Below are 20,399 nucleotides of genomic sequence, written 5' to 3' on the forward strand. Positions count from 1 at the left end.
CGGGGCGTCATACCCGTACGAACGGGGCGAGTTCGGGGTGTGCCTCGCACCAGGCGCGGCGTTCGCGTTCCAGGGCGCGGCGGGCTGCGGCGTGCTGGTCGCCGGGCGGCGGGGTGGCGTCCATGGCGCGTTCGGCGGCGGTCATGCCGTCGACGAACTCCCGTCCGGTGACGGTCAGCGCGGGGTGGGCGCGCAGGGCGGGCAGGACGGCGGCGACCTGGGCGCGGATCCGGGCGTGCTGGGCCCAGGCGCCGCGGGCTCCGTAGAGGGCGGCGTGCTGCCAGTACCCGGCGAGGGCGAGGTGGGCGTACGTGCCGTGCAGGAGGCCTTCCAGGGGGCGGGGGTCGGCGCGCCAGGGGGCCCAGTGGCGGGGGGTGCGGTCGGCGGTGTGCAGGGTGAGGACGTCGGCGAGGGCGGCGAGTTTGCCGTGCTGCACCTCGTGGACCAGGGTCGCGGCGAGGGCGGGCGGGGCCTGGGCGCGGGCCAGGACGGAGCCGGCGGCGGCGGGCAGGGTGGCACCGGTGGAGCGGGATCCGCCGGCGAGGGGGACCACGGAGCGCAGCAGCAGGCCGATCTCCCCGGCGCGGGCGGAGTCGTAGCGGCCCAGCAGGGTGTGCGCCCCGGACCACTGGATGTCCCAGCGTTTGTGGCCCTTGGGGGTGAGCCGGCGGGCCGGGCGGACGGCGGCCGGGCCGGTGGCGGTGCCGGGGGGCGGGACCCGGTAGGGGTCGAGGTCGTCGAGGGAGGTCGTGGCGGCGCCGGGGAGGGTGTGCAGGGGGAGGGCGTCGGCGGTGTCCCAGGAGCGTTCGGTGAGGGCGAGGCGGCCGGGGCCGTGGGGGCGGAGCAGGCCGAGGGTGGGCAGGACGAGGCGGCCGTTGACGGGGCGCAGGGTGGTCTTGAAGCCGATTCCGGCGCGCAGCGCCGCGGCGGCGGCGAGTGCCCCGAGGTGGCCGAGGTCGGGCGGGGGTCCCTGGGGGGCGTGCAGGCGGCGCAGGGTCTCCTCGGCCCAGACGCCGGTGGCGGGGTAGTGCAGGACGTCGTGCACGGCCGCGGGGTCCTGGCGTTCGGCTTCCTCCAGCAGGGCCCAGTGCTCGGCGGTCTCCGCGCCGGGGGCGGCGTCGAGTACGGCGCGCAGGAGGAGCAGCCGCTTGGAGCGGCGTACGTCCTGGACGAGGCGGGTGCCCTCTTCGGAGGGTTCGGTGGAGGCGAGGGCGCGCAGGGTGTGGGAGGTGACGGCGAAGCGGGCGAGGTCCTGCCGGGCCGTCGCGGGGGGCGCGGCGGCGGTCCGCTGGGCGGGGAGCCCGGTGCCGGTGCCCGTGCCCGTGTCGGTGTCGGTGCCGTGGGTCATGAGGCGGCCCGCCCGGCGGTGGTGGCGGCCCGGTGCAGGGCGTGGGCGACGTGCCGGATGACGGCCTGGAGGTCGGCGCAGTAGACGGACGGCTGGCGGAAGCCGTCGCCGGCCCGGTAGCGGTGCGGGTAGTGCCCGCCGCCGCACACTTCGACGAGTTCGCAGCTGCGGCAGCCGGCGGCGAGGGCGTCCCGGCCGAGCTGGCGGGCGGCGAAGCCGGGGTGGTCGAGGAGGTCGTCGAAGCTGTGCCGGTCCAGGGTCATGCCGGTCGCGGCGGCCCCTTCGTAGGCGGACTTCAGCGAATCGGCCTGTTCGATGCTGCCGTCGGTCTCGACGACGGCGGTGGTGACGGGTGCCAGGCCCAGGGTCTCGGTGGCGGCGGGCAGGCCGAGCAGCAGGGCGATGACCTCCTCGAAGATCCGGATCCTGGTGCGCCGGGCCCCGTCGTGCCACCAGCGTTCGAAGACGGCGAGGAGCCAGTCCCCGTACGGGGTCCCGTGCCCGGTATGGCCGGGCGGCGGGGTGCTCCAGTTGGCCAGGGGCAGCAGCAGGCCGATGCTGGGCGGGGCGAAGGCGAGCAGGGACTCGTACGTCTCGACGGGGTCCTGGGCGATGTCCACCACGCAGAGCACCCCGGCGTAGCTGTCGGGGTGGCGGGCGAGGAGGCGCAGTCCGCGGGCGGCGGCGTGGAAGCCGGGCCGGCCGGTGTGGTCGACGCGGCGCCGGTTGTGGGCGGGCAGGCCGCCGTCGAGGCTGACGCCGACCCGGATGCCGGCGGCGGCGAGGGCGGCGATCCGGCCGGCGGTGAGCAGGGTGCCGTTGGTCTGCACGGCGGCGGTGACGCGGGTGCGGGGCGTGTGCCGGGCGACGGCGGCCCGGACGGCCTCCACGGGGGCGGCGAGGGCGGCGGGCGGGGCGAGGAGGGGTTCGCCGCCGTGCAGGACGAGGTCGACGCGGGGCAGTCGGTGGGCGGCGGCGTGCTCGGCGATCCGTTCGGCGGCGCGCAGGGCGGTTTCGGGGGCCATGGTGGCGGGGCGGGTGCGCCAGCTGTGGTCGGCCATCTCGTAGACGTAGCAGTAGGTGCACGCGAGGTTGCAGCGGCTGTGGGTCTTGAGGACGAACTGCCGGACGGGCTGCGGGCGGTGGCCGGCGGCGCGCAGGCCCGGGACGTCGAGCCGGGCGTAGGGCCAGCGGGCGTGGCGGGCGTGACCTGCGAGGGTCCGGTGCACGGGCGGCACGGGACCGCTCGTGATCGCTTGGCTCATCGCCTGTACCTCTCCCCTGCGGACGGTCCATCCCTGCCCTCCGCGGGGGCCCGGCTAACGGCGGAAAGTGGTCAACTCCGGCGCGGGGCGGCGGCCGTCAGGCGACGCCGGAGTCGAACGCGTTGAGGATCTCGGCCGGGTGCGTGACCCGGTCGACGAGGCCGTCGATGATCTCGGAGAGCACGGGGTGGTCGATCCCGCGCAGTGCGGCCAGGTCGATGCCGGTGAGGTCCGGGAGCCCGGGCCGCGGCCCGGGGCACGGACGGGCCGGTGGTGCTGCTGCCGCTTCCTGACGTCCGGTCCCCATGGGCTGCCCGTCCCCTTGTCGTGTGTGGTCCACTGCCCTTTCCCTGCGCCCGGCGGGGGGAAACGGTTCAGGTGCCCGCCTCCAGGGCGCGTACGCGGGCCCGGACGGCCCGGGCCGGTGGGCCGTCCGCCTCGCCCAGTCGCTGCCGGAGGTCGAGGGCGGCGCGGTAGGCGTCCAGGGCGGCGCGGGGGCGGGCGAGGCGTTCCAGGACCTCCCCGCGCAGCTCCTGGACGCGGGCGGCGAGCGGCAGTGCCGCGTCGGCGCCTTCGTCGCGGTCGGCTTCCAGTGCGGCGCGCCAGGCCCGGCGGTAGGAGTCGGCCGCCCGGTCGAGGCGGTCGGCGGTGCGGGTGTGGGCGTGGATCTCCTGCTGGACGTCGCCGTGTTCCCGCCAGGCGCGGGCCCGTTCCAGCGGGCCGTGGCCCTGCCGGACGGCCAGCTCCAGCAGGTACTCGGCCTCGCGGAGGTCGACCAGGTCCCCTTCGTAGGCATGCCTCAGCCGCAGCCCGGCGGCCAGCCGGCGCAGCCGGTACGCGGCCCCGGGGTCGGACTGGGGGACGGCGGCGCGGCTTTCGCGCAGCACGCGTACGGCGGTGGAGGCGAAGCGCCGTCCGCCGGCGGCCCGGGCCCGGTCCAGGAGTACGTCGCCCCACTCGGGCAGCAGCTCCCCGAAGGCCTCGCCGTCCCGGGGGATCAGCCGCCGGGCCCGGCCGTACGCCTCGGCCGCGTCCTCCAGGGCCGCCGGGTCGGCGTCGCGCGCGTACCGGGCCCGGTGGACGCGGGCCAGGCCCAGCAGGGCGGCGAGCCGCAGCCCGGAGTCCCCGGCGGGGTCCTCCAGGGCGGGGGCCAGCCGGGCGGCGGCCTCCTCCAGGCGTGCGGGCAGGTGGAGCAGGGCCGCGCCCAGCTCGACGCGTACCCGCGCGGCGAGTCCGGGGGCGGCGGCGGGGTCCGGGCCGGAGGACGGGGCGGGGGCGAGGAGGGCCGTCAGGGCGGTGGTCAGGGTGTCGGCGGCCCGCTCGGCCAGGGCGGTGCGTTCCGCGGGGTCCGGGGTGCGCGGGAGGAGGGCGACCAGGACGCGGCCCAGGGTCAGGAGGAGTTCGGGGTCCGGGGGGCCGTCGGCGGCGGCGACCGGCTCCAGGGCGGCCCGTGCCTCGTGCAGCGGCCCGGCGTCGTCGCGCAGCGCGCCCAGCCGGAGCAGGGTGCGGGCCCGCAGTACGGCGCAGTCCCTGTGCAGGGCGGGGTCGGCGGCAGCGGCGGCGAACTCCCGGTCGGCGGCGGCCAGCAGTTCGGGCGCCGCGCCCGCCGCGACGGCCCGCTCGTACAGCACCCGGCCCAGGGCCGCCCGGCCGGCGGGGGTGCGCAGGCCGGTGGCGGCCCGTTCGGCCTCGTCGAGGTGTTCGGGGTCGCGCTGGACGGCCCACAGCCGCAGCAGTACCCCGGCGAGTTCGGTCTCGGCCTCCTCCGGGGGGTCCTCCGGGCCGGGCGGGGCGGCCACGGCCCGGCGCAGCAGTGCGGCGGACTCGTACAGGGGCCGGGCGTCGGCGTCGGGCGGGCCCGCGGCGAGGCGTTCCCGGGCGGCCCGGACGGCCCGGGCGCGGCCGGGCGGCGGGTCGGCGACGGGGGCCGGGAGGGGTGGTGCGGGGGGTTCCGGGGCGTCCTCGGGCGGGCCCGGCAGGTAGCGGCGCACGACCTTGGCGGAGACCTGCGCGAAGGCCTGCGGGAGCTGCCCGGGCGGCACCCGGCCGCCGTCCCACCCGGCGTCCGGTCCGGGGGCGGGCGCGGTGTCCGCTTCGGCCGCGGGCTCGCCGGTGAGCTGGGCGACGGCCAGCGCGGGGAAGTTGCGCACGCCGCGCCCGAAGTGGGCGAGGACGTACTCGGAGCAGTGCTTGAGGACGAGCGCGGCCTCGTCCCGGCCCAGCGGCCCGAGCAGCACCTCCTGCACGCCGGGTACGAACTCGTACCACTGCCCGGCCGGTTCGCCGCTGCGCCGCAGCAGTCCGCTGAGCAGGACCTCGGCCAGGTCGGAGGGTTCCGAGTCGGGCAGCATCGTGCGCTGGACCAGCCGCATGACGGGCAGGGTGAGCGGCGCCGCCGCGAGGTACACGGCGAGCTGGACGGCGCCGGGCGCGGCGGAGGAGCGGAACCGGCGTACGAGTTCGCGGGGCGGGCGGGCGGTGGGGGGCAGCGGTACGGGGGCGGCGGGGTGGTGGGCGAGGACGCGGCCGACCTCGGCGGGGACGGGGCCGGTGCCGAGTCCGGCGACGAGCCGTGCCCAGGCGCCGAGGGCGGTGGCGTTGGGCGGCAGCACGGGCACGGTGAGGCCGCCGGTGGGGCGGCCGGGCCGGGGAGGCCGGTCGGGCCGGAACCGCAGTGCGGGCCCGCCGCCCGCTCCCCCGCTCCCGCCGGCCCGTTCCAGCAGGCCGCGCTCGGTCGGCAGCCAGCTGCGGGCCCACAGCCGTTGCGGGAGGGGCTGTACGACGGCGCAGGGCGCGCACTCGGCCCAGCGGTGCAGCAGCCGCTGCGCCCGGCCCTCGCGCCACAGCGGTCCGGCGCAGTCGGAGACGACGATGGTCAGGGCCCGGCCGGTGGGGTCGCGGAGCTGGTCGCCGGAGCGCAGTCCGGGGCCCGGGGCGGGGCCGCGGCCGACGGCGGCGGTGCCGTCGGGGAGCCGGTGGAGGTGGTGGGCCTGGACGTCGCGGAAGGCGCCGAGGCGCTCGCACACGGAGCGGAGTTCCTCGAACATCTCCCGCCAGACCGCCATGGAGGGCGAGGCGTCCATGACGAGCCGTACGGTCGCCTCGCGGCGGGTCTCCGGCCGGAACACGGGGATGACCAGGCCGAGGGCGCGGGCGCTGGCCTCGGCGGTGGCGGTTTCGTCGAGGACGGTGCGGGTGGGGCGGCCGGGGGGCCGGTGCCGCTGGAGGGCGCGCAGGGCCCGCTGGATCTCCAGGATCCGGGGCAGTGCGGCCGCCCCGGGCACGCGTACGGGGACCCCGCCGGCGACGGGGATCTCGGCGGCGGCCCCGGTGTCGGGGGCCGGGGGTTCCCCGGCGGGGTAGAGGCTGACCGGGTCCTCGGGCTCCGGTTCCTCCGGTGCCGGCTCCGGGGGTCCGGCGGTGTCGGCGGGTCCGGGCGGTCCGGCCGGTTCACCTGGGTGGGCGGAGCCGGGTTCGGGGGCGGTGCCGGCGGGCCGGGCCGCCGCGCTGCCGGCCCGTGCGGCCAGCCAGAGCGCGTCGGCGAGTTCCTCGGCGGACGGGTCGAGGCCGGCGGCGCGCAGCAGCCCGGCGAGGGTGCGGATGTCCGCGGCCGCGGCCCCGTCGGGGTGGGCGGGTTCCTGGGGCACGGCGGCTCACCTCGGGCGGTCGAGGCGCTGGATGAGCAGGTCGGCGAGGTCGTCCCGGCTGGGCGGGGCGGCGTAGTGGGTGAGGTAGATGGCGTTGAGGAGCTGGTCGGCGGCGACGAGTTCGGTGCGGGAGCGGGTGAGGAACTCCCGGATCAGGTCGGCGCCGAGCTGGGCGGCCTCCTCGCCCAGGTGGGCGCGGACCATGGTGGCGAGGCGTTTTTCGCCGGGCTGGCCGAGCTTGAGCTGGATGCAGCGGCGCAGCAGGGCGGCGGGGAAGTCCCGTTCGCCGTTGCTGGTGAGGATGATGAAGGGGAAGGCGCGGCAGCGGACGCGGCCGTCCCGGACGGTGACCTTGGCGCCGTCGTCGGTGAGGACCTGCACCTCCGGTTCGGAGTCGGCGACGCGTTCGAGTTCGGGGAGGGTGAACTCGCCTTCCTCCAGGACGTTCAGCAGGTCGTTGGGGAGGTCTATGTCGCTCTTGTCGAGTTCGTCGACGAGCAGGACCCGGGGGCGTTCGGTGGGCAGCAGGGCGGTGCCGAGGGGGCCGAGCCGGATGTACCGGCCGATGCCGGGCGGGGTGCCGGGGGAACCGGTGCCGGCGGCGATCTGGACGTCCTGGAGGCGGGCGAGGGCGTCGTAGCGGTAGAGGCCCTCCTGGAGGACGGTCCGGGACACGACGGGCCAGCGCAGGACGCGGCCGAGTTTCAGCTCGTGGGCGACGGCGTGGGCGAGGGTGGACTTGCCGGTGCCGGGGTAGCCGGTGACGAGGAGGGGCCGGCGCAGGTAGAGGGCGGCGTTGACGGCCTCCAGCTCCTCCGGTTCGGGCCGGTGCAGTTCGGCGGCCTGGCGGTGGGCGCCGAGGCGGCGGGCCACGTTCCCGTCGGGGGCGGCGGCGGGGCCGCCCGGTTCGACGGCGGGGCCGCCGTCGAAGTCCCGCCAGGGCGGCGGTTCCGGCAGGGCCTCGATCCCGTCGTGGGGTTCGCCCACGCCCCGGTAGATGAGCCATTCCTCGTTCACACCCGCTCCCTCCCGCACGTCCCGCACCACCCGTACCCCGCTCCCGGCCCTGCTCCGGCTCCGGCTCCCGTTGTGCCGGCCGGCGGCGGAGGGGCCGGGCCGGGGGGCCGCCGGGTCACAGGTCGCCCCGCAGTGGCTCGTCCTCGGGCAGCGCGCGGGCCGGGTCGTCCCAGACGAGGGCCAGCCCGGTCGCCCAGTAGGCGTCGGGGTCCGCCCCGTACGCCCGTTGCCGCAGGGCCTGGAGGCGCTGGGGCAGCACCGCGCCCCGGCCGGCCTCGGCCAGTTCCTCGCGCAGCCCCCGGTGGAAGGGGGCGCAGGAGGCCCCCGGGTCGGCGGGGGGCCTGCGGCAGACCACCACCCCGTAGCCGGCCTCGCGTACGGAGTGCAGCGCGCCCAGGGTCGGTTCGGCGTCCGGTGCCCGGCAGAGCACCGGGACGGTGTTGTCGAGCAGTCCGGCCAGCCAGCCCGGCGAGGGGCTGCGGGGCCGGCCGCGCAGGCAGTCGGCCCGCTGGTCCAGGAGCGGGCCGGCCTGCACCCGCGCCCACCGGACGGACGGGACGGTCCCGCCGCCGGAGCGGAACACCACCGGCCGCTGCACCCCGACCGGGGTCCCGCCCGACACGGTCCACTCGTCGACGGCGAGCCCGAACAGTTCCGGTGCGACGGCGACTTCGAGGAGCGCGGCCGCCTCGTGGGTGTCGCACCGGCGGAACCCTTCGGCGAGCGGGGCGCGCAGTGCGTCGGGCAGGGCGGCGAGGGTGGCGCGTACGCCGGCGGCGACGGGGGTGACCCGGTCGGGGCGGGCCGGGCCGGCCAGGACGGACACCCGCCAGTCGTAGACGTCCTCCCAGCCGTGCGCCCAGGCCTCCAGCAGCACGGAGGGCCCCGGCGGCAGCCCGGTGCGGCGCCGGGCGGGGCCGTGCGCCTCCCGGCCGGCGGCGGCGCGCCGGCGGCGTTCCCGCTCGGCGAGGCCGCGTTCGTGCCGTTCGCCCAGTTCCCGGCGCAGCGGGCGCCACAGCCGCTCGGCGGTGGCGCGTACCCAGTCCCACAGTTCCTCGTCGGCGCCGGGCGCGGGCGGCTCGCGGTGGTCGGCGACGCTCACGGCGGTCGCGTAGCGGAGCATGGCGGCGGCCTCGCCGCCCGCGCCGGGCGGGTCGTGGAGCAGGCCGAGGCCGTCGCGCCAGCTGAGCGGGGCGGGCAGGGTGGTGTCGGGCTCCTCGCCCCGGGCCTGCTCGGCGAGCTCCCGTACGGCCTCGGAGGATCCGGGCGGCGGGAGTTCGGCGAGGAGCCCGCACAGGGTGGTGCGCTCGCCGGGGGTGAGGCGGCCGCGGCCGCCGTAGGGGTCGCCGTCGCCGGCGGGGAGTTCGTCGTGCACGTCGGTCCAGGTCCTGCGGCTGTCGAGGTCGCTCAGGTGCCGGTCGTAGTGGTACAGGTCGTGGGCCTGCATGACCCTGCGGTAGAGGCCGGTCTGGCCGGTGGGGGCCATGGGCAGGGTGCGCAGCTGGGCCACGGACACGGCGAGGCCGCCGCCGGCTCCGCTGCGGCGGGCCTTGACGACGCCGACGACCTCTCCGCGGGCGAGGTCGACGACGGGTCCGCCGGACATGCCGGCTTCGATCTCGTCGTCGTCGCCGAGGCGGATGGCGGCGCCGCCGGCGGCGATGCCGCGCAGCCGGGTGGTGCGGCCGGTGATCTCGCGGAAGCCGAGTTCCTCGGTGCAGCCGAAGTAGGCGGCGTCGTCGAGACGGGGTCTGGCCCGGTCGGTGAGCCAGACGCAGGCGTGGGTGACGGGGGCGAGGACGCGGACGAGGGCCAGGTCGGGTAAGTCCCAGAGGGCGCGGCGGCCGGGCCGCCGCTCGTCGAGCCGTTCGGGCAGGACGCATTCCACCCGGCCCGTGACCGTCCCGGTGGCGTCGCCGCCGCCGGAGCCCCCGGAGCCCCCGGCACGCCCGGCTCCCCCGGAGAAGAAGGTGATGCCGACCTCACGCCCGGCCAGCCGCACGGCAGCACCCCCTTCGCCGACCACGTGCGCGCACGTCAGGACCCAGCCCGGGGCGATGAAGAACCCGCTCCCCCACGTCGGCCCCGTCCCGGGGGTCTCATACCCGTCCGGGGGCGCGTGGACGCGTACGGTGGCGGCCCGGACGAGGGGTTCGAGGAGCTCGAAGGCGCGCGCGGATCCGGCCGTGCGCCCGTCCGGCATCTCCGGTCCCCCGTTCCCCGCTCGCCCCGTGAAGGGCGTCCAAGGTAGCGCCGGGTGACGGGCGGGCGGGAGGGTCTCGGGGGTAAGCGGATTATCCTGGCGGGAAACACCCCCATCACCACCACACGGCACGGAGCCCGACTTGTACTTCACCGATCGCGGCATCGAGGAGCTGGAGAAGCGGCGCGGCGAGGAGGAGGTCACCTTCGAGTGGCTCGCCGAGCAGCTCCGCACGTTCGTCGACCTGAACCCGGACTTCGAGGTCCCGGTGGAACGCCTGGCGACCTGGCTGGCCCGGCTGGACGACGAGGACGAGGACGACGAGTAGTCCGAGCAGCGCGCACGCACGACCGAGGGGCCCGACCGCGTACGGTCGGGCCCCTCGGTCGTGTCGCCGCTGGCCGGAAAGAGGTGGACGAACCGGCGGCGGCGCGGGCCGCTCACGGCCGCCTGTGAGCTGTACAGGTCATCGCCTCCGGCCATTGGAAGGATTGGGGGCCGCTTCCGGCGCACTCCCCCGTCCCGTCGGGGATCCGTTCTTCCGGACGCGGGCAGCCGCCGGGCACGCCCCCCACGCGCGCAGACGGGAGAAGCCGGAATGCTCTTGCGATCAGCCCGGGCAGCGACGATCGCGGTGACCGCCGGGGCCATCGGCCTGGCGGTGGCGGCCCCGCCCGCCGCGGGCCGCACCGCCGTGGTGGACTGCCGCACCAGCCCCACGGCCCTGCGGACCGCGATCGACGGCGCCGCCGCGGGGGACACGCTGCGGGTGAAGGGCACCTGCACCGGCCCGTTCACCATCGACAAGAACCTGACCCTCATCGGCGAGGAGCGCGCGGTCCTCGACGGCAACCGCGCCGGCTCCACGGTGGCGGTCGCCATCGGCGTCCGGGTGCGGCTGACCAAGCTGACCATCACCCACGGCACCGGCACCGGCGACGAGGGTTCCGCCCAGGGCGGCGGCATCTACAACTACGCCGGGACGGTGACGCTGACCGACTGCTCGGTGGAGGACAACACGGCGGGTGCCGGTGGCGGAATCTTCAGCACCAGCACCCAAGCCGGCGACTTCGGAACGGTCACGCTGGACAACTCGGTGGTGAAGAACAACACCGCGACCGCCGGCGGCGGTGGCATCTACAACGGGAACGGGCTGGTGACACTGACCGACTCCACGGTGCGTGACAACACCGCCGGCAACGGCGGCGGCGTCGCGAGCGCCGCCGGTACGGTGGCGCTGACCAACTCGACGGTGAAGTACAACACGGTCGACGGCAGTGGCGGCGGCATCTCGATCGGCTCCACCTCCTCAGGCGGCGACTTCCCCGTGACCGGCACGCTGACGCTGACGGACTCCACGGTGGAGCACAACACCGCGGTCAGGTCCGGCGGCGGCATCGACTCCGGCGACAGCGCGCTGACGCTGACCCGCTCGAAGGTGCGCGACAACAGCGCGAAGGGCGAAGGTGAAGGTTTCGGCGGCGGAATCGCCAACGCCGGGAAGACCGTGCTGGTCCGCTCCTCCGTGGAGCGCAACACCGCGAACATCGGTGGCGGCATCGCCAACGGCGGCGCCGTGGTCCTCGACCACTCCACGGTGCGCCGCAACAAACCGGACAACTGTTCCCCGCCCGGCGGCATCGACGGCTGCACCGGCTGACCCCGCTCCCGCCCCGGGGGGAGCCTCGCCCCCCTATCTCCCGAACGTCTCCCAAACGATCTGGAGAGAGCCCAACGGCCCGGCCGCGCGGAGCGGTCGGGCCGTTGTCATGTGCGCTCTGAGCAGCAGCGCAGGGGAATCCCCGGGGCACCTGAGATCAGGCGGCCTTGGTCTCCCAGAAGATGCGGTCGATCTCGGCGATGAGCTCCAGGGCCTTGGCGCCGGTCGCCGGGTCGTTCGACGCCTTGGCGGCCGAGAGGGCCTTCAGGGTGTCGTTGACCAGGGTGTGCAGCTGGGGGTACTTCTCGAAGTGCGGGGGCTTGAAGTAGTCGCTCCACAGCACCGAGACGTGGTGCTTCGCGAGCTCGGCGCGCTGCTCCTTGATGGTGATGGCGCGCGCGCGGAAGTCCGCGTCCTCGTTGGCCTGGTACTTCTCCTGGACGGCCTTGACGGACTCGGCCTCGATGCGGGCCTGGGCCGGGTCGTACACGCCGCAGGGCAGGTCGCAGTGGGCGGAGACCTTCACCTTGGGGGCGAAGAAGCGGGAAAGCATTGGAGTGGGTCCTCCTCGTGATCGTCTTCTCAAGGGTGGAGATTACTCGCTGAGAATCCGGAAATCGCGGGCGCCCCCATGGGCTTAGGACAAAAGTCCAGCCCCGGCCGAGCGGGGGTGAGCGAACGTACGGGGCCGTGCGGCAGCATGCGGGGAGCGATGAGGAGGCCGGAGATGGTGCGGAGCAGGCGGGCGCGGGTGCGCGTGGGGATCACCGAGGTGACGGGGCCGTCGATGGTGCCGACGCTGGTGCACGGGGACCGGCTGGCGGTCCGGTACGGGGCGTTGGTCCGGCCGGGTGACGTGGTGGTGTTCCGGCATCCGCTGCAGCAGGACCTGCTGGTGGTGAAGCGGGCGGCGGAGCACCGGCCGGGTGGCTGGTGGATGCTCGGGGACAACCCGTTCAACGAGACCGGGGACAGCACCGACTACGGCGCGGTCCCCGAGGAGCTGGTGCTGGCGGTGGCGTTCCTGCGGCTGCGGCCGCGTCCGGCGGGTCAGCGTTCGCTGAGGGCGCGGCTGTCCTGGGTGTGGTCGGCGGTGCGGCCGCTGCGTGCGGACGCCTCGGCCTCCAGCCGCTTGCGGGCGCGGTAGGCGGCGACGTTGGCGCGGGTGGCGCAGCGGTCGGAGCAGTAGCGCCGGGAGCGGTTGGTGGAGGTGTCGAGGTAGGCGTTGCGGCAGGGCGGCGCCTGGCAGAGGCCCAGGCGGTCGGGGCCGTGTGCGGTGACGGCGAAGGCGAGTCCCATGGCGGCCATGGCGGCGTAGCCGGCGGAGGCGTTGGAGGGGTGCTCGGCGAGGTGGAGGTGCCAGTCGGGGCTGCCGTCGTCGCGGACGGTGTCGTGGCCGGTGACCTGGGGGCTGACGGGGAACTCCATGAGGAGGGAGTTGAGGAGGTCGACGGCGAGGGCGTGGTCGCCGCCGTCGGCGGCCTCGAAGACGGCGCGGAGCCGGCCGCGGACGTTGCGGAAGCGGGTGACGTCGGTGTCGGTGACCCGGCGGGCCATCTGGACGCTGGCGCCGAAGAGGGCGCGGACGTCGTCCACGGAGGTGAGGGCGTCCTTGCTGCGGGCCGGCTCCTCGGTGTTGACCAGGCGCACGGCGAAGTCCGAGTAATGGGCCAGTTCCACTTGTAGTCCTTACGGCTGCGGATTAGTGTCGGCATCAGCCGAGTAACGGCTGCTTTGGCTTCGAGGGTATTACGTGTGGAGGGGTTCGGGATGGCGGACGCTGTGACTGGCTCGTTCGGTACGGACTGGCGGGCCTGGCAGGAGAGCTGGGACCGCCAGCAGGAGTGGTACATGCCCGACCGCGAGGAGCGGTTCCGGGTGATGCTGGACATGGTCGAGGCCTTCGTCGGCCCCTCCCCCCGGGTCCTGGACCTCGCGTGCGGTACGGGAAGTATCACGGACCGGCTGCTGCGAAGGTTCCCGGAGGCGACGAGCACGGGGCTGGATCTCGACCCCGCGCTGCTGAAGATCGCCGGCGGCCACTTCGCCGGGGACCGGCGGGTCGCCTTCGTCACCGCCGACCTCAAGGACCCCGACTGGCGCGCGGCCCTCCCGTACGACTCGTACGACGCCGTGCTGACGGCGACGGCCCTGCACTGGCTCCCCAGCGCGGAGCTGGAGGTGCTGTACGGGCAGATCGCGCCGCTGGTGCGCCCCGGCGGGGTCTTCATGAACGCCGACCACATGCCCGACGCCTCCACCCCGCTGCTCAACGCCGCCGACCGGGCGCAGCGGCACGCCCGGATGGACCGGGCGAAGGCCGCCGGGGTCCTGGACTGGCGGGACTGGTGGGCGCTGGCCGCGGCCGACCCGGTGCTGGCCGAGCCGGTGAAGGCCCGTTTCGCGATCTACGGGGAGCACGCCGACGGGGACACCCCCGACGAGTTCTGGCACGCCCGGACCCTGCGGGAGGCGGGCTTCGCGGAGGCCCGTACGGTCTGGCGCTCCCCCTCGGACGCGCTGGTCCTAGGCCTGAAGCAGTAACTTCCGGCGGCAGCGCGAAGGGGCGGTACGGACATCCGTACCGCCCCTTCGCCGAGCGCTCAGGGCACCGGGCAGAGCACCGGTCCGGGCACCCGTAAGGGCACCGGTCAGAGCACCTTGGACAGGAACGCCTTCGTCCGCTCGTGCTGCGGGTTGCCCAGCACGTCGCGCGGGTTGCCGGACTCGACCACGACGCCGCCGTCCATGAAGACGAGGTTGTCGCCGACCTCGCGGGCGAAGCCCATCTCGTGGGTCACCACGATCATGGTCATGCCCGACTCGGCCAGGTCCCGCATGACGTCGAGGACGTCGCCGACCAGCTCCGGGTCCAGGGCCGAGGTGGGCTCGTCGAAGAGCATCAGCTTCGGCTCCATGGCCAGCGCGCGGGCGATCGCCACGCGCTGCTGCTGGCCGCCGGAGAGCTGGGACGGGTAGTTCCCGCCCTTGGTGCCGAGGCCGACGCGGTCCAGGAGCTTCACCGCGCGCTCGCGCGCCACGGCCCTGCTCTCGCCCTTGACCATGACCGGGGCTTCCATGACGTTCTCTATGGCCGTCATGTGCGGGAAGAGGTTGAAGCGCTGGAAGACCATGCCGATGTCCCGGCGCTGGGCCGCGACCTCGCTGTCCTTCAGCTCGTAGAGCTTGTCGCCCTTCTGCTTGTAGCCCACCAGCTGCCCGTCGACCGAGAGCCGGCCGGCGTTGATGCGCTCCAGGTGGTTGATGCAGCGCAGGAAGGTGGACTTGCCGGAGCCGGACGGGCCGACCAGGCAGAAGACCTCGCGGGGGGCGACCTCAAGGTCGATGCCGCGCAGGATGTGGGCGGCGCCGTAGGACTTGTGGACGCCTTCGGCCTTGACCATCGGCTGGGCGGTCACTTCGCCACCTCCGTACGGCGGAACATGTTCAGGTTGGCCTTGAGCCGCTCGAAGGGGGTGGGCGGCAGGCTGCGCAGCGAGCCGCGGGCGTAGCGGCGCTCCAGGTAGTACTGGCCGACGCTGAAGACGCTGGTCAGCGCGAGGTACCAGATGGAGGCCACGAAGTACATCTCGATGACGGCACCGGCGGTGCTGCCGATGTTGGAGCTGGCGCGCAGGAGTTCGGTGTACTGCACCGCCGAGACCAGGGAGGAGGTCTTCAGCATGTTGATGAACTCGTTGCCGGTCGGCGGGATGATCACGCGCATCGCCTGCGGCAGCACGACGCGGCGCATGGTCTGCGTCTGGGTCATGCCGAGGGCGTGCGAGGCCTCGGTCTGGCCCTCGTCGACGGACTGGATGCCCGCACGGACGATCTCCGCCATGTAGGCGCCCTCGTTCAGGCCGAGGCCCAGGAGGGCGACCATGAACGGCGTCATGACGTCGACGGTCTCGTTCTTGTAGATCGGGCCCAGGTTGATGTACTGGAAGATCAGCGGGAGGCTGAACCAGACCAGCAGCTGCACGTAGACCGGGGTGCCGCGGAAGAACCAGATGTAGAGCCAGGAGACGAAGCTCGTGACCGGGTTCTTCGACAGCCGCATCACGGCGAAGAGGATGCCGAGCGCCAGGCCGAGCGCCATGGCCGAGATGCTGATGATGATGGTGTTGCCGAGGCCGCTGAGGACCGCGGGGTCGAACAGCTTGTCGCCGACCGTGCCCCAGATGATCTTGCCCTGGGAGAAGGCGTAGACCAGCCACGCCAGGATGACGGCGACGGCCACGGCGCTGATCCAGCGGCCGTAGTGCCGCACGGGGATGGCCTTGATCGCCTCGTAGGGGTTGCCCGAGGCGCCGGGTCCGGCCGGAGTGGCGGCCGGACCCTTGTCGATCTTGTCAGTCACAATGACTGCCCTTCAGTGGAGCTCTCGGATCACTTGCCGGCGTTGATCGTGGCGGACTGCACGGCGCTGTCCTTCACGTTCCACTTCTCCAGGACCTTGGCGTAGGAGCCGTCCTTGATGATGGCGTCGAGGGCTTCCTTGAGCGCGTCGCGCAGCTGGGTGTTCTCCTTGGAGACCGCGATGCCGAAGAGGCCGACGTCGGCCTGCTGGCCGCCGACCTCGAAGTCGTTGCCGCCGCCGGAGGTCTTCGCCGTGTAGGCGGTGACCGGGAAGTCGTTCAGGTCGGCGACGGCGCCGCCGGCCTTGACGCGGGTCTGGGCCTCGGCGTCGGTGTCGAACGCCTCGATGGTGAGCTTCTTGTCGCCGCACTTCTCGGCCTGGGCCTTGAAGGTGTCCTCGTACGTGGTGCCGCGCTGGACGGCGACGGTCTTGCCGCAGAGGTCGTCGAGGGACTTGATGTTCTGCGGGTTGCCCTTCTTGACGAGGAGCGAGACGCCGGAGGAGAAGTAGTCGACGAAGTCGACGCCCTTGCCGATCTTCTGGCCCTTGTCGTCCAGGCCCTCCTGGCGCTTCTTGTTGTCCGTGATCGAGGACATCGCGATGTCCTGGCGGCCGGTCTCCAGGGAGGTGATCAGGCCGTCGAAGGTGCCGGAGGTGAACTGGAACTTCACGCCGAGCTGCTTGCCGAGGGCCTCGGCGATGTCGGGGTCGACACCGACGATCTTGCCGCCGTCGACGAACTCCATCGGCGCGTAGGCCGTGTCGGAGCCGACCTTGATGACGCCCGCGTCCTGGATCTTCTTCGGGAGCTTCGAGAACAGCGGGGCGCTGTTGTCGGTCTTGCCCGAGTTCGAGGAGCCGTTGCCGTCGGTCTGGTCGCCGCATCCGGTGAGGATCAGGGCGCCGGCGACCGCGATCGCGCCGACCGCGGCGATCCGGGACCGGGCGGCGGTCGTACGACGGGTGGTGCTTGCGGTCATGAGCGGTTCCTCCGACAGGGGTGGAAAAGCATCCGAGAGAAGGACGGGCACGCACCATCGAGTGCCGCGACCTTGTGTGATTACGGCATCTTGCCATTCGGACTGACGCATTCAGGGTGCCCGTGAGGTCAAAATCAGATAACGGGCGCCCCCGACTACCCAACAGGACTGCGGGCAAGGCCCATCGGAGCCGCACAAACCCCCGTGACCTGCCGTTTTCACCTCACTATTTACGGTGCGTCTCGCCTGTTGGACAGAGAGATTTGGACTTTTAGCCAAAACCGGGGCAAGGACCCTACGATCAGTCCGGAATCGACTCGTCTGGGCGAGTGTTCTTCGGGTAGAACAGATCCTTACACCCCTCATCCGGGGCTCAGGGCGCGCGTGCGGCGCGCCCGCGCGTACGAACCTCCCCTCCGCGGAGGCGGTCCAACCGTCGATGCGGAGTACGAACGCGGTGCCCGCCCACCCCTTAACCAGGAGTGGCCACCCTCAACGATTCAAAGGACTTAAGGGGTCACACGAAGTGGCAGCGGAGATCGTCAACCCTCGCAGCGACAGTGCGACGGACAACAACCCCGACGCGGTGTTCGCGCTGCACCGGGGCGGCAAGATGGCCATTCAGGCCACGGTCCCGGTGAACGACAAGGACGACCTGTCCCTGGCGTACACCCCCGGCGTGGCGAAGGTGTGCACCGCCATCGCCGAGCAGCCGGAGCTCGTGAACGAGTACACCTGGAAGTCGAACGTGGTCGCCGTCGTCACCGACGGTACGGCCGTGCTCGGACTCGGTGACATCGGTCCCGAGGCCTCCCTCCCCGTGATGGAGGGCAAGGCGATTCTTTTCAAGCAGTTCGGCGGCGTGGACGCGGTTCCGATCGCGCTCGCGACCAAGGACACGGACGAGATCGTCGAGACGGTCATCCGTCTGGCGCCGTCCTTCGGCGGGGTGAACCTGGAGGACATCTCCGCCCCCCGCTGCTTCGAGATCGAGCGCCGCCTCCAGGAGGCGCTGGACATCCCGATCTTCCACGACGACCAGCACGGCACGGCCATCGTGACGCTGGCCGCCCTGCGCAACGCGGCGAAGCTCACCGGCCGCACCCTCGGCGACCTGCGCGCCGTGATCGCGGGCGCCGGCGCGGCGGGCATCGCCATCGCCAAGATCCTGGTCGACGCGGGCATCGGCGACGTCTGCGTCACCGACCGCAAGGGCGTGGTCTCCTCGGACCGCTCCGACCTGACGGACGTCAAGGCGGAGATCGCGGGCCTGACCAACAAGACCGGCCTGAACGGCACGCTGGAGGAGGCCCTCGCGGGCGCGGACGTCTTCATCGGCGTCTCCGGCGGCACCGTGGGCGAGGAGGCCGTGGCCACGATGGCGGAGAACTCCTTCGTCTTCGCCATGGCCAACCCGAACCCGGAGGTCCACCCCGACGTCGCGCACAAGTACGCGGCCGTCGTGGCGACCGGCCGTTCGGACTTCCCGAACCAGATCAACAACGTGCTGGCGTTCCCGGGCATCTTCGCGGGTGCCCTGAAGGTCCGCGCGACCCGGATCACCGAGGGCATGAAGATCGCCGCCGCCGACGCCATCGCCGGTGTCGTGGGTGACGAGCTCGCCGCCGACTACGTGATCCCCTCGCCGTTCGACGAGCGCGTCGCCGAGGCCGTCACGGCCGCGGTCGCCGCCGCGGCGAAGGCCGACGGGGTGGCCCGCCTGGCCTGAGCGCCACGCTGAGCCACAGCGGTACGAGTGGGGCCCGGCCGGATCCATCCGGCCGGGCCTCTTCGCGTGCGCGTCGTTCCGCCGCAGGAACGCACCCTCCCCGCCCCCGAACCGGGAGGGGTCGTTCCGCCCTCCTTGCCGGGCGCGCGAGAGAACGCGGGAACGCAAAGCGAGAATGCGACGTGAGTGACAGGCTCATGACGAGCGCGCCGCATGGCTTGAATCCTACCCCTCTCCGAGACCCTTCTTGACGTTCCGGTTAGTCCTATGCGAGGCACAAACCAGCTGGCACGCCCGGTAGTTGAGCATCAAACCAGTACTTCCGCTCCGGCCGGTCCGCGATCACCCGCCCCTGGCCAGGACGGCCTACCGACCGGTAGCGTCTGGCGCCATGTTCGCCGCCTATGCCGCCCGAATCGACCGAGACCAGCCGCTGAACGGCCTTGAGCTGGGCGAGCGCCCGGCTCCCGGGGCCCGCCCCGGCTGGGTGACCGTCAACGTCAAGGCCGCCTCCCTCAACCACCACGACCTGTGGTCGCTGCGCGGGGTCGGCCTCGGCGAGGACAAACTGCCCATGATCCTCGGCTGTGACGCCGCCGGGACCGACCAGGACGGCAACGAGGTCGTCCTGCACTCCGTGATCGGCCAGAGCGGCCACGGGGTCGGCCCCGACGAGCCCCGCTCGATCCTCACCGAGCGCTACCAGGGCACCTTCGCCGAGCAGGTGACCGTCCCCGCCTGGAACGTGCTGCGCAAGCCCGCCGAGCTGTCCTTCGAGGAGGCCGCCTGCCTCCCGACGGCCTGGCTGACGGCGTACCGGATGCTCTTCACCAACGCCGGGGTCCGCCCCGGCGACTCCGTGCTCGTCCAGGGCGCGGGCGGCGGGGTCGCCACCGCCGCGATCGTCCTGGGCAAGGCCGCCGGCCTGCGCGTCTTCGCCACCAGCCGCGACGAGGCCAAGCGCAAGCGGGCCGTGGAACTGGGCGCGGTGGAGGCGTACGAGCCGGGCGCGCGGCTCCCGCACCGGGTGGACGCGGTCATCGAGACGGTGGGCGCCGCCACCTGGTCGCACTCGGTCAAGAGCCTGCGCCCCGGCGGCACCCTGGTGATCTCGGGCGCGACCAGCGGCGGCACCCCGCCGGCGGGCGAGCTGCACCGGATCTTCTTCCTGGAGCTGAAGGTGGTCGGCTCGACCATGGGCACCAAGGACGAGCTGGAGGACCTGCTGTCCTTCTGCGCGGCCACCGGCATCCGCCCCGTCATCGACCAGGTCCTCCCGCTGGACCGCGCCCGCGAGGGCTTCGAGAAGCTCGAAGCGGGAGACCTCTTCGGCAAGATCGTCCTCACCGTCTGACCCCGCCGATCACGTCAACCCGGGTTGACACCCCTCCCGTGTCAACCTAAATTGACAGCATGACCGAAGCGACCGACCTCGCCGCACGCGCCGGCGACCGGGACCCGCGCGTGGGCCTGCGTGCCGTGGCCGCCCTCCGCAGGCTGCTGGAGCAGCTGGAGGCCGTACAGGTGCGCAGCGCCCGCGCGCAGGGCTGGTCCTGGCAGGAGATCGCGTCCGAACTGGGCGTCAGCCGGCAGGCCGTACACAAGAAGCACGGGAGGCTGTGATGTTCGAACGCTTCACCCGGGACGCGCGGGACGCGGTGACGGGTGCCGTGGCCCGGGCACGGGCCGCCGGAGCCGGGGCCGTCACCGAGGAGCACCTGCTGCTCGCCCTGCTGGACGGCGGCGCGATGGCCCCGCTGGGCGTGGACCGCGCGGCCGTCGCCGCCGGCCTGGAAGCGGCCCGCCGCCGGGGCGGGATGTCCAAGGCGGACGAGGAGGCCCTCGCGGGCCTCGGCATCGACCTCTCGGAGATCGTCTCCCGGATCGAGGAGACCCACGGCGAGGGCGCCCTCGCGGCCCCCGCACCCCGCAGGCGGGGCATGGCGTCCTCGCTCCGCGAGGCCCTGGGCCGCCCCGAACCCGAGAACCGGCACATCCGCCTCACCGAGGGCGCGAGGAAGACCCTGGAGCAGTCCCTGCGCGTCGCCCTGGGCCGCAAGGACCGCCACATCGGCACCCTCCACCTGCTCCTGGCCCTGATCTCCCGCCCCGGCCCGGTCTCCGAGGTCCTCGCGGACCACGGAGTCACGTACGCCTCCGCGGAGACCGGCCTCGCGGCCTAGGGGG

At 73.9% G+C, this 20,399-nt stretch carries 19 protein-coding genes; 8 read left to right on the forward strand and 11 right to left on the reverse strand.

What is annotated here, in order from left to right:
* Positions 1-7: 7 nt before the first annotated feature.
* From ACQKM2_RS16405 to ACQKM2_RS16430, 6 genes are all read right to left on the reverse strand, one after another.
* Positions 8-1,348, reverse strand: coding sequence for an HEXXH motif domain-containing protein (locus ACQKM2_RS16405; protein WP_427710279.1), 1,341 nt, complete (start codon positions 1,346-1,348; stop codon positions 8-10).
* Positions 1,345-2,613 carry an FxsB family cyclophane-forming radical SAM/SPASM peptide maturase gene (locus tag ACQKM2_RS16410; RefSeq protein ID WP_427710281.1) on the reverse strand — a complete coding sequence of 423 codons (1,269 nt, stop codon included), beginning with the start codon at positions 2,611-2,613 and terminating at the stop codon, positions 1,345-1,347. The genes ACQKM2_RS16405 and ACQKM2_RS16410 overlap by 4 nt, the downstream gene beginning before the upstream one ends.
* A 97-nt stretch (positions 2,614-2,710) precedes the next feature.
* Positions 2,711-2,920, reverse strand: a complete 210-nt coding sequence (gene fxsA / locus ACQKM2_RS16415; RefSeq protein ID WP_042801776.1) for an FxSxx-COOH cyclophane-containing RiPP peptide — start codon at positions 2,918-2,920, stop codon at positions 2,711-2,713.
* Between the two features lie 67 nt (positions 2,921-2,987).
* Complete coding sequence (locus ACQKM2_RS16420) at positions 2,988-6,260, reverse strand: SAV_2336 N-terminal domain-related protein (RefSeq protein ID WP_427710283.1); 3,273 nt, start codon at positions 6,258-6,260, stop codon at positions 2,988-2,990.
* Between the two features lie 6 nt (positions 6,261-6,266).
* Positions 6,267-7,277 (reverse strand): AAA family ATPase, encoded by a 1,011-nt coding sequence (locus ACQKM2_RS16425; RefSeq protein ID WP_427710285.1) that lies wholly within the window; start codon positions 7,275-7,277, stop codon positions 6,267-6,269.
* Between the two features lie 115 nt (positions 7,278-7,392).
* Positions 7,393-9,480: a trypsin-like peptidase domain-containing protein gene (locus ACQKM2_RS16430; protein WP_427710287.1), complete on the reverse strand. Its 2,088-nt coding sequence runs from the start codon at positions 9,478-9,480 to the stop codon at positions 7,393-7,395.
* Between the two features lie 142 nt (positions 9,481-9,622).
* Between ACQKM2_RS16430 and ACQKM2_RS16435 the strand changes: the two genes are divergently transcribed.
* A complete protein-coding gene (locus tag ACQKM2_RS16435; RefSeq protein ID WP_007266501.1) occupies positions 9,623-9,808 on the forward strand; it encodes a DUF6104 family protein in 186 nt (61 codons plus the stop codon).
* Between the two features lie 270 nt (positions 9,809-10,078).
* The gene (locus ACQKM2_RS16440) at positions 10,079-11,140 is read left to right on the forward strand and encodes a hypothetical protein (RefSeq protein ID WP_427710289.1); all 1,062 of its coding nucleotides are present in this window, start codon (positions 10,079-10,081) and stop codon (positions 11,138-11,140) included.
* A gap of 157 nt (positions 11,141-11,297) precedes the next feature.
* Here the strand turns inward: ACQKM2_RS16440 and sodN are convergent, their stop codons facing one another.
* Positions 11,298-11,693: a superoxide dismutase, Ni gene (gene sodN, locus ACQKM2_RS16445; RefSeq protein WP_007266490.1), complete on the reverse strand. Its 396-nt coding sequence runs from the start codon at positions 11,691-11,693 to the stop codon at positions 11,298-11,300.
* Between the two features lie 174 nt (positions 11,694-11,867).
* On the opposite strand from sodN, the gene sodX reads away from it, so the two are divergent.
* On the forward strand, positions 11,868-12,287 hold the full coding sequence (gene sodX / locus ACQKM2_RS16450; protein ID WP_427710291.1) for a nickel-type superoxide dismutase maturation protease: 420 nt from the start codon (positions 11,868-11,870) through the stop codon (positions 12,285-12,287).
* On the opposite strand, the gene ACQKM2_RS16455 is transcribed toward sodX, so the two are convergent.
* Positions 12,191-12,820 carry a CGNR zinc finger domain-containing protein gene (locus ACQKM2_RS16455; RefSeq protein WP_427710293.1) on the reverse strand — a complete coding sequence of 210 codons (630 nt, stop codon included), beginning with the start codon at positions 12,818-12,820 and terminating at the stop codon, positions 12,191-12,193. The two genes, sodX and ACQKM2_RS16455, sit on opposite strands and share 97 nt — an antisense overlap.
* Before the next feature lie 90 nt (positions 12,821-12,910).
* Here ACQKM2_RS16455 and ACQKM2_RS16460 point away from each other — a divergent pair, with 90 nt between their 5' ends.
* On the forward strand, positions 12,911-13,684 hold the full coding sequence (locus ACQKM2_RS16460) for a class I SAM-dependent methyltransferase (protein ID WP_427710295.1): 774 nt from the start codon (positions 12,911-12,913) through the stop codon (positions 13,682-13,684).
* 107 nt (positions 13,685-13,791) lie between these two features.
* On the opposite strand, the gene ACQKM2_RS16465 is transcribed toward ACQKM2_RS16460, so the two are convergent.
* The 3 genes from ACQKM2_RS16465 to ACQKM2_RS16475 are packed head-to-tail and all read right to left on the reverse strand — an operon-like array spanning position 13,792 to position 16,483.
* Positions 13,792-14,544: an amino acid ABC transporter ATP-binding protein gene (locus tag ACQKM2_RS16465; protein WP_042804020.1), complete on the reverse strand. Its 753-nt coding sequence runs from the start codon at positions 14,542-14,544 to the stop codon at positions 13,792-13,794.
* Positions 14,545-14,555: 11 nt separating this feature from the next.
* Positions 14,556-15,503: an amino acid ABC transporter permease gene (locus tag ACQKM2_RS16470; protein WP_427710297.1), complete on the reverse strand. Its 948-nt coding sequence runs from the start codon at positions 15,501-15,503 to the stop codon at positions 14,556-14,558.
* A 29-nt stretch (positions 15,504-15,532) separates the two neighbouring features.
* Positions 15,533-16,483, reverse strand: coding sequence for an ABC transporter substrate-binding protein (locus tag ACQKM2_RS16475; RefSeq protein WP_427710299.1), 951 nt, complete (start codon positions 16,481-16,483; stop codon positions 15,533-15,535).
* 526 nt (positions 16,484-17,009) lie between these two features.
* Between ACQKM2_RS16475 and ACQKM2_RS16480 the strand changes: the two genes are divergently transcribed.
* The 4 genes from ACQKM2_RS16480 (at position 17,010) to ACQKM2_RS16495 (ending at position 20,395) form a co-directional block, all read left to right on the forward strand.
* Positions 17,010-18,212: an NAD(P)-dependent malic enzyme gene (locus ACQKM2_RS16480; protein WP_007266483.1), complete on the forward strand. Its 1,203-nt coding sequence runs from the start codon at positions 17,010-17,012 to the stop codon at positions 18,210-18,212.
* Between the two features lie 391 nt (positions 18,213-18,603).
* Positions 18,604-19,566 carry a zinc-binding dehydrogenase gene (locus tag ACQKM2_RS16485; RefSeq protein ID WP_427710301.1) on the forward strand — a complete coding sequence of 321 codons (963 nt, stop codon included), beginning with the start codon at positions 18,604-18,606 and terminating at the stop codon, positions 19,564-19,566.
* A 59-nt stretch (positions 19,567-19,625) separates the two neighbouring features.
* Positions 19,626-19,835, forward strand: coding sequence for a helix-turn-helix domain-containing protein (locus ACQKM2_RS16490; protein ID WP_362467998.1), 210 nt, complete (start codon positions 19,626-19,628; stop codon positions 19,833-19,835).
* The gene (locus tag ACQKM2_RS16495; protein ID WP_427710304.1) at positions 19,835-20,395 is read left to right on the forward strand and encodes a Clp protease N-terminal domain-containing protein; all 561 of its coding nucleotides are present in this window, start codon (positions 19,835-19,837) and stop codon (positions 20,393-20,395) included. Before ACQKM2_RS16490 ends, ACQKM2_RS16495 begins: the two co-directional genes overlap by 1 nt.
* Positions 20,396-20,399 lie beyond the last annotated feature (4 nt).

Source organism: Streptomyces sp. NPDC004126, from assembly GCF_050275515.1.
In the GTDB taxonomy this organism is placed as follows: Bacteria; Actinomycetota; Actinomycetes; order Streptomycetales; family Streptomycetaceae; genus Streptomyces.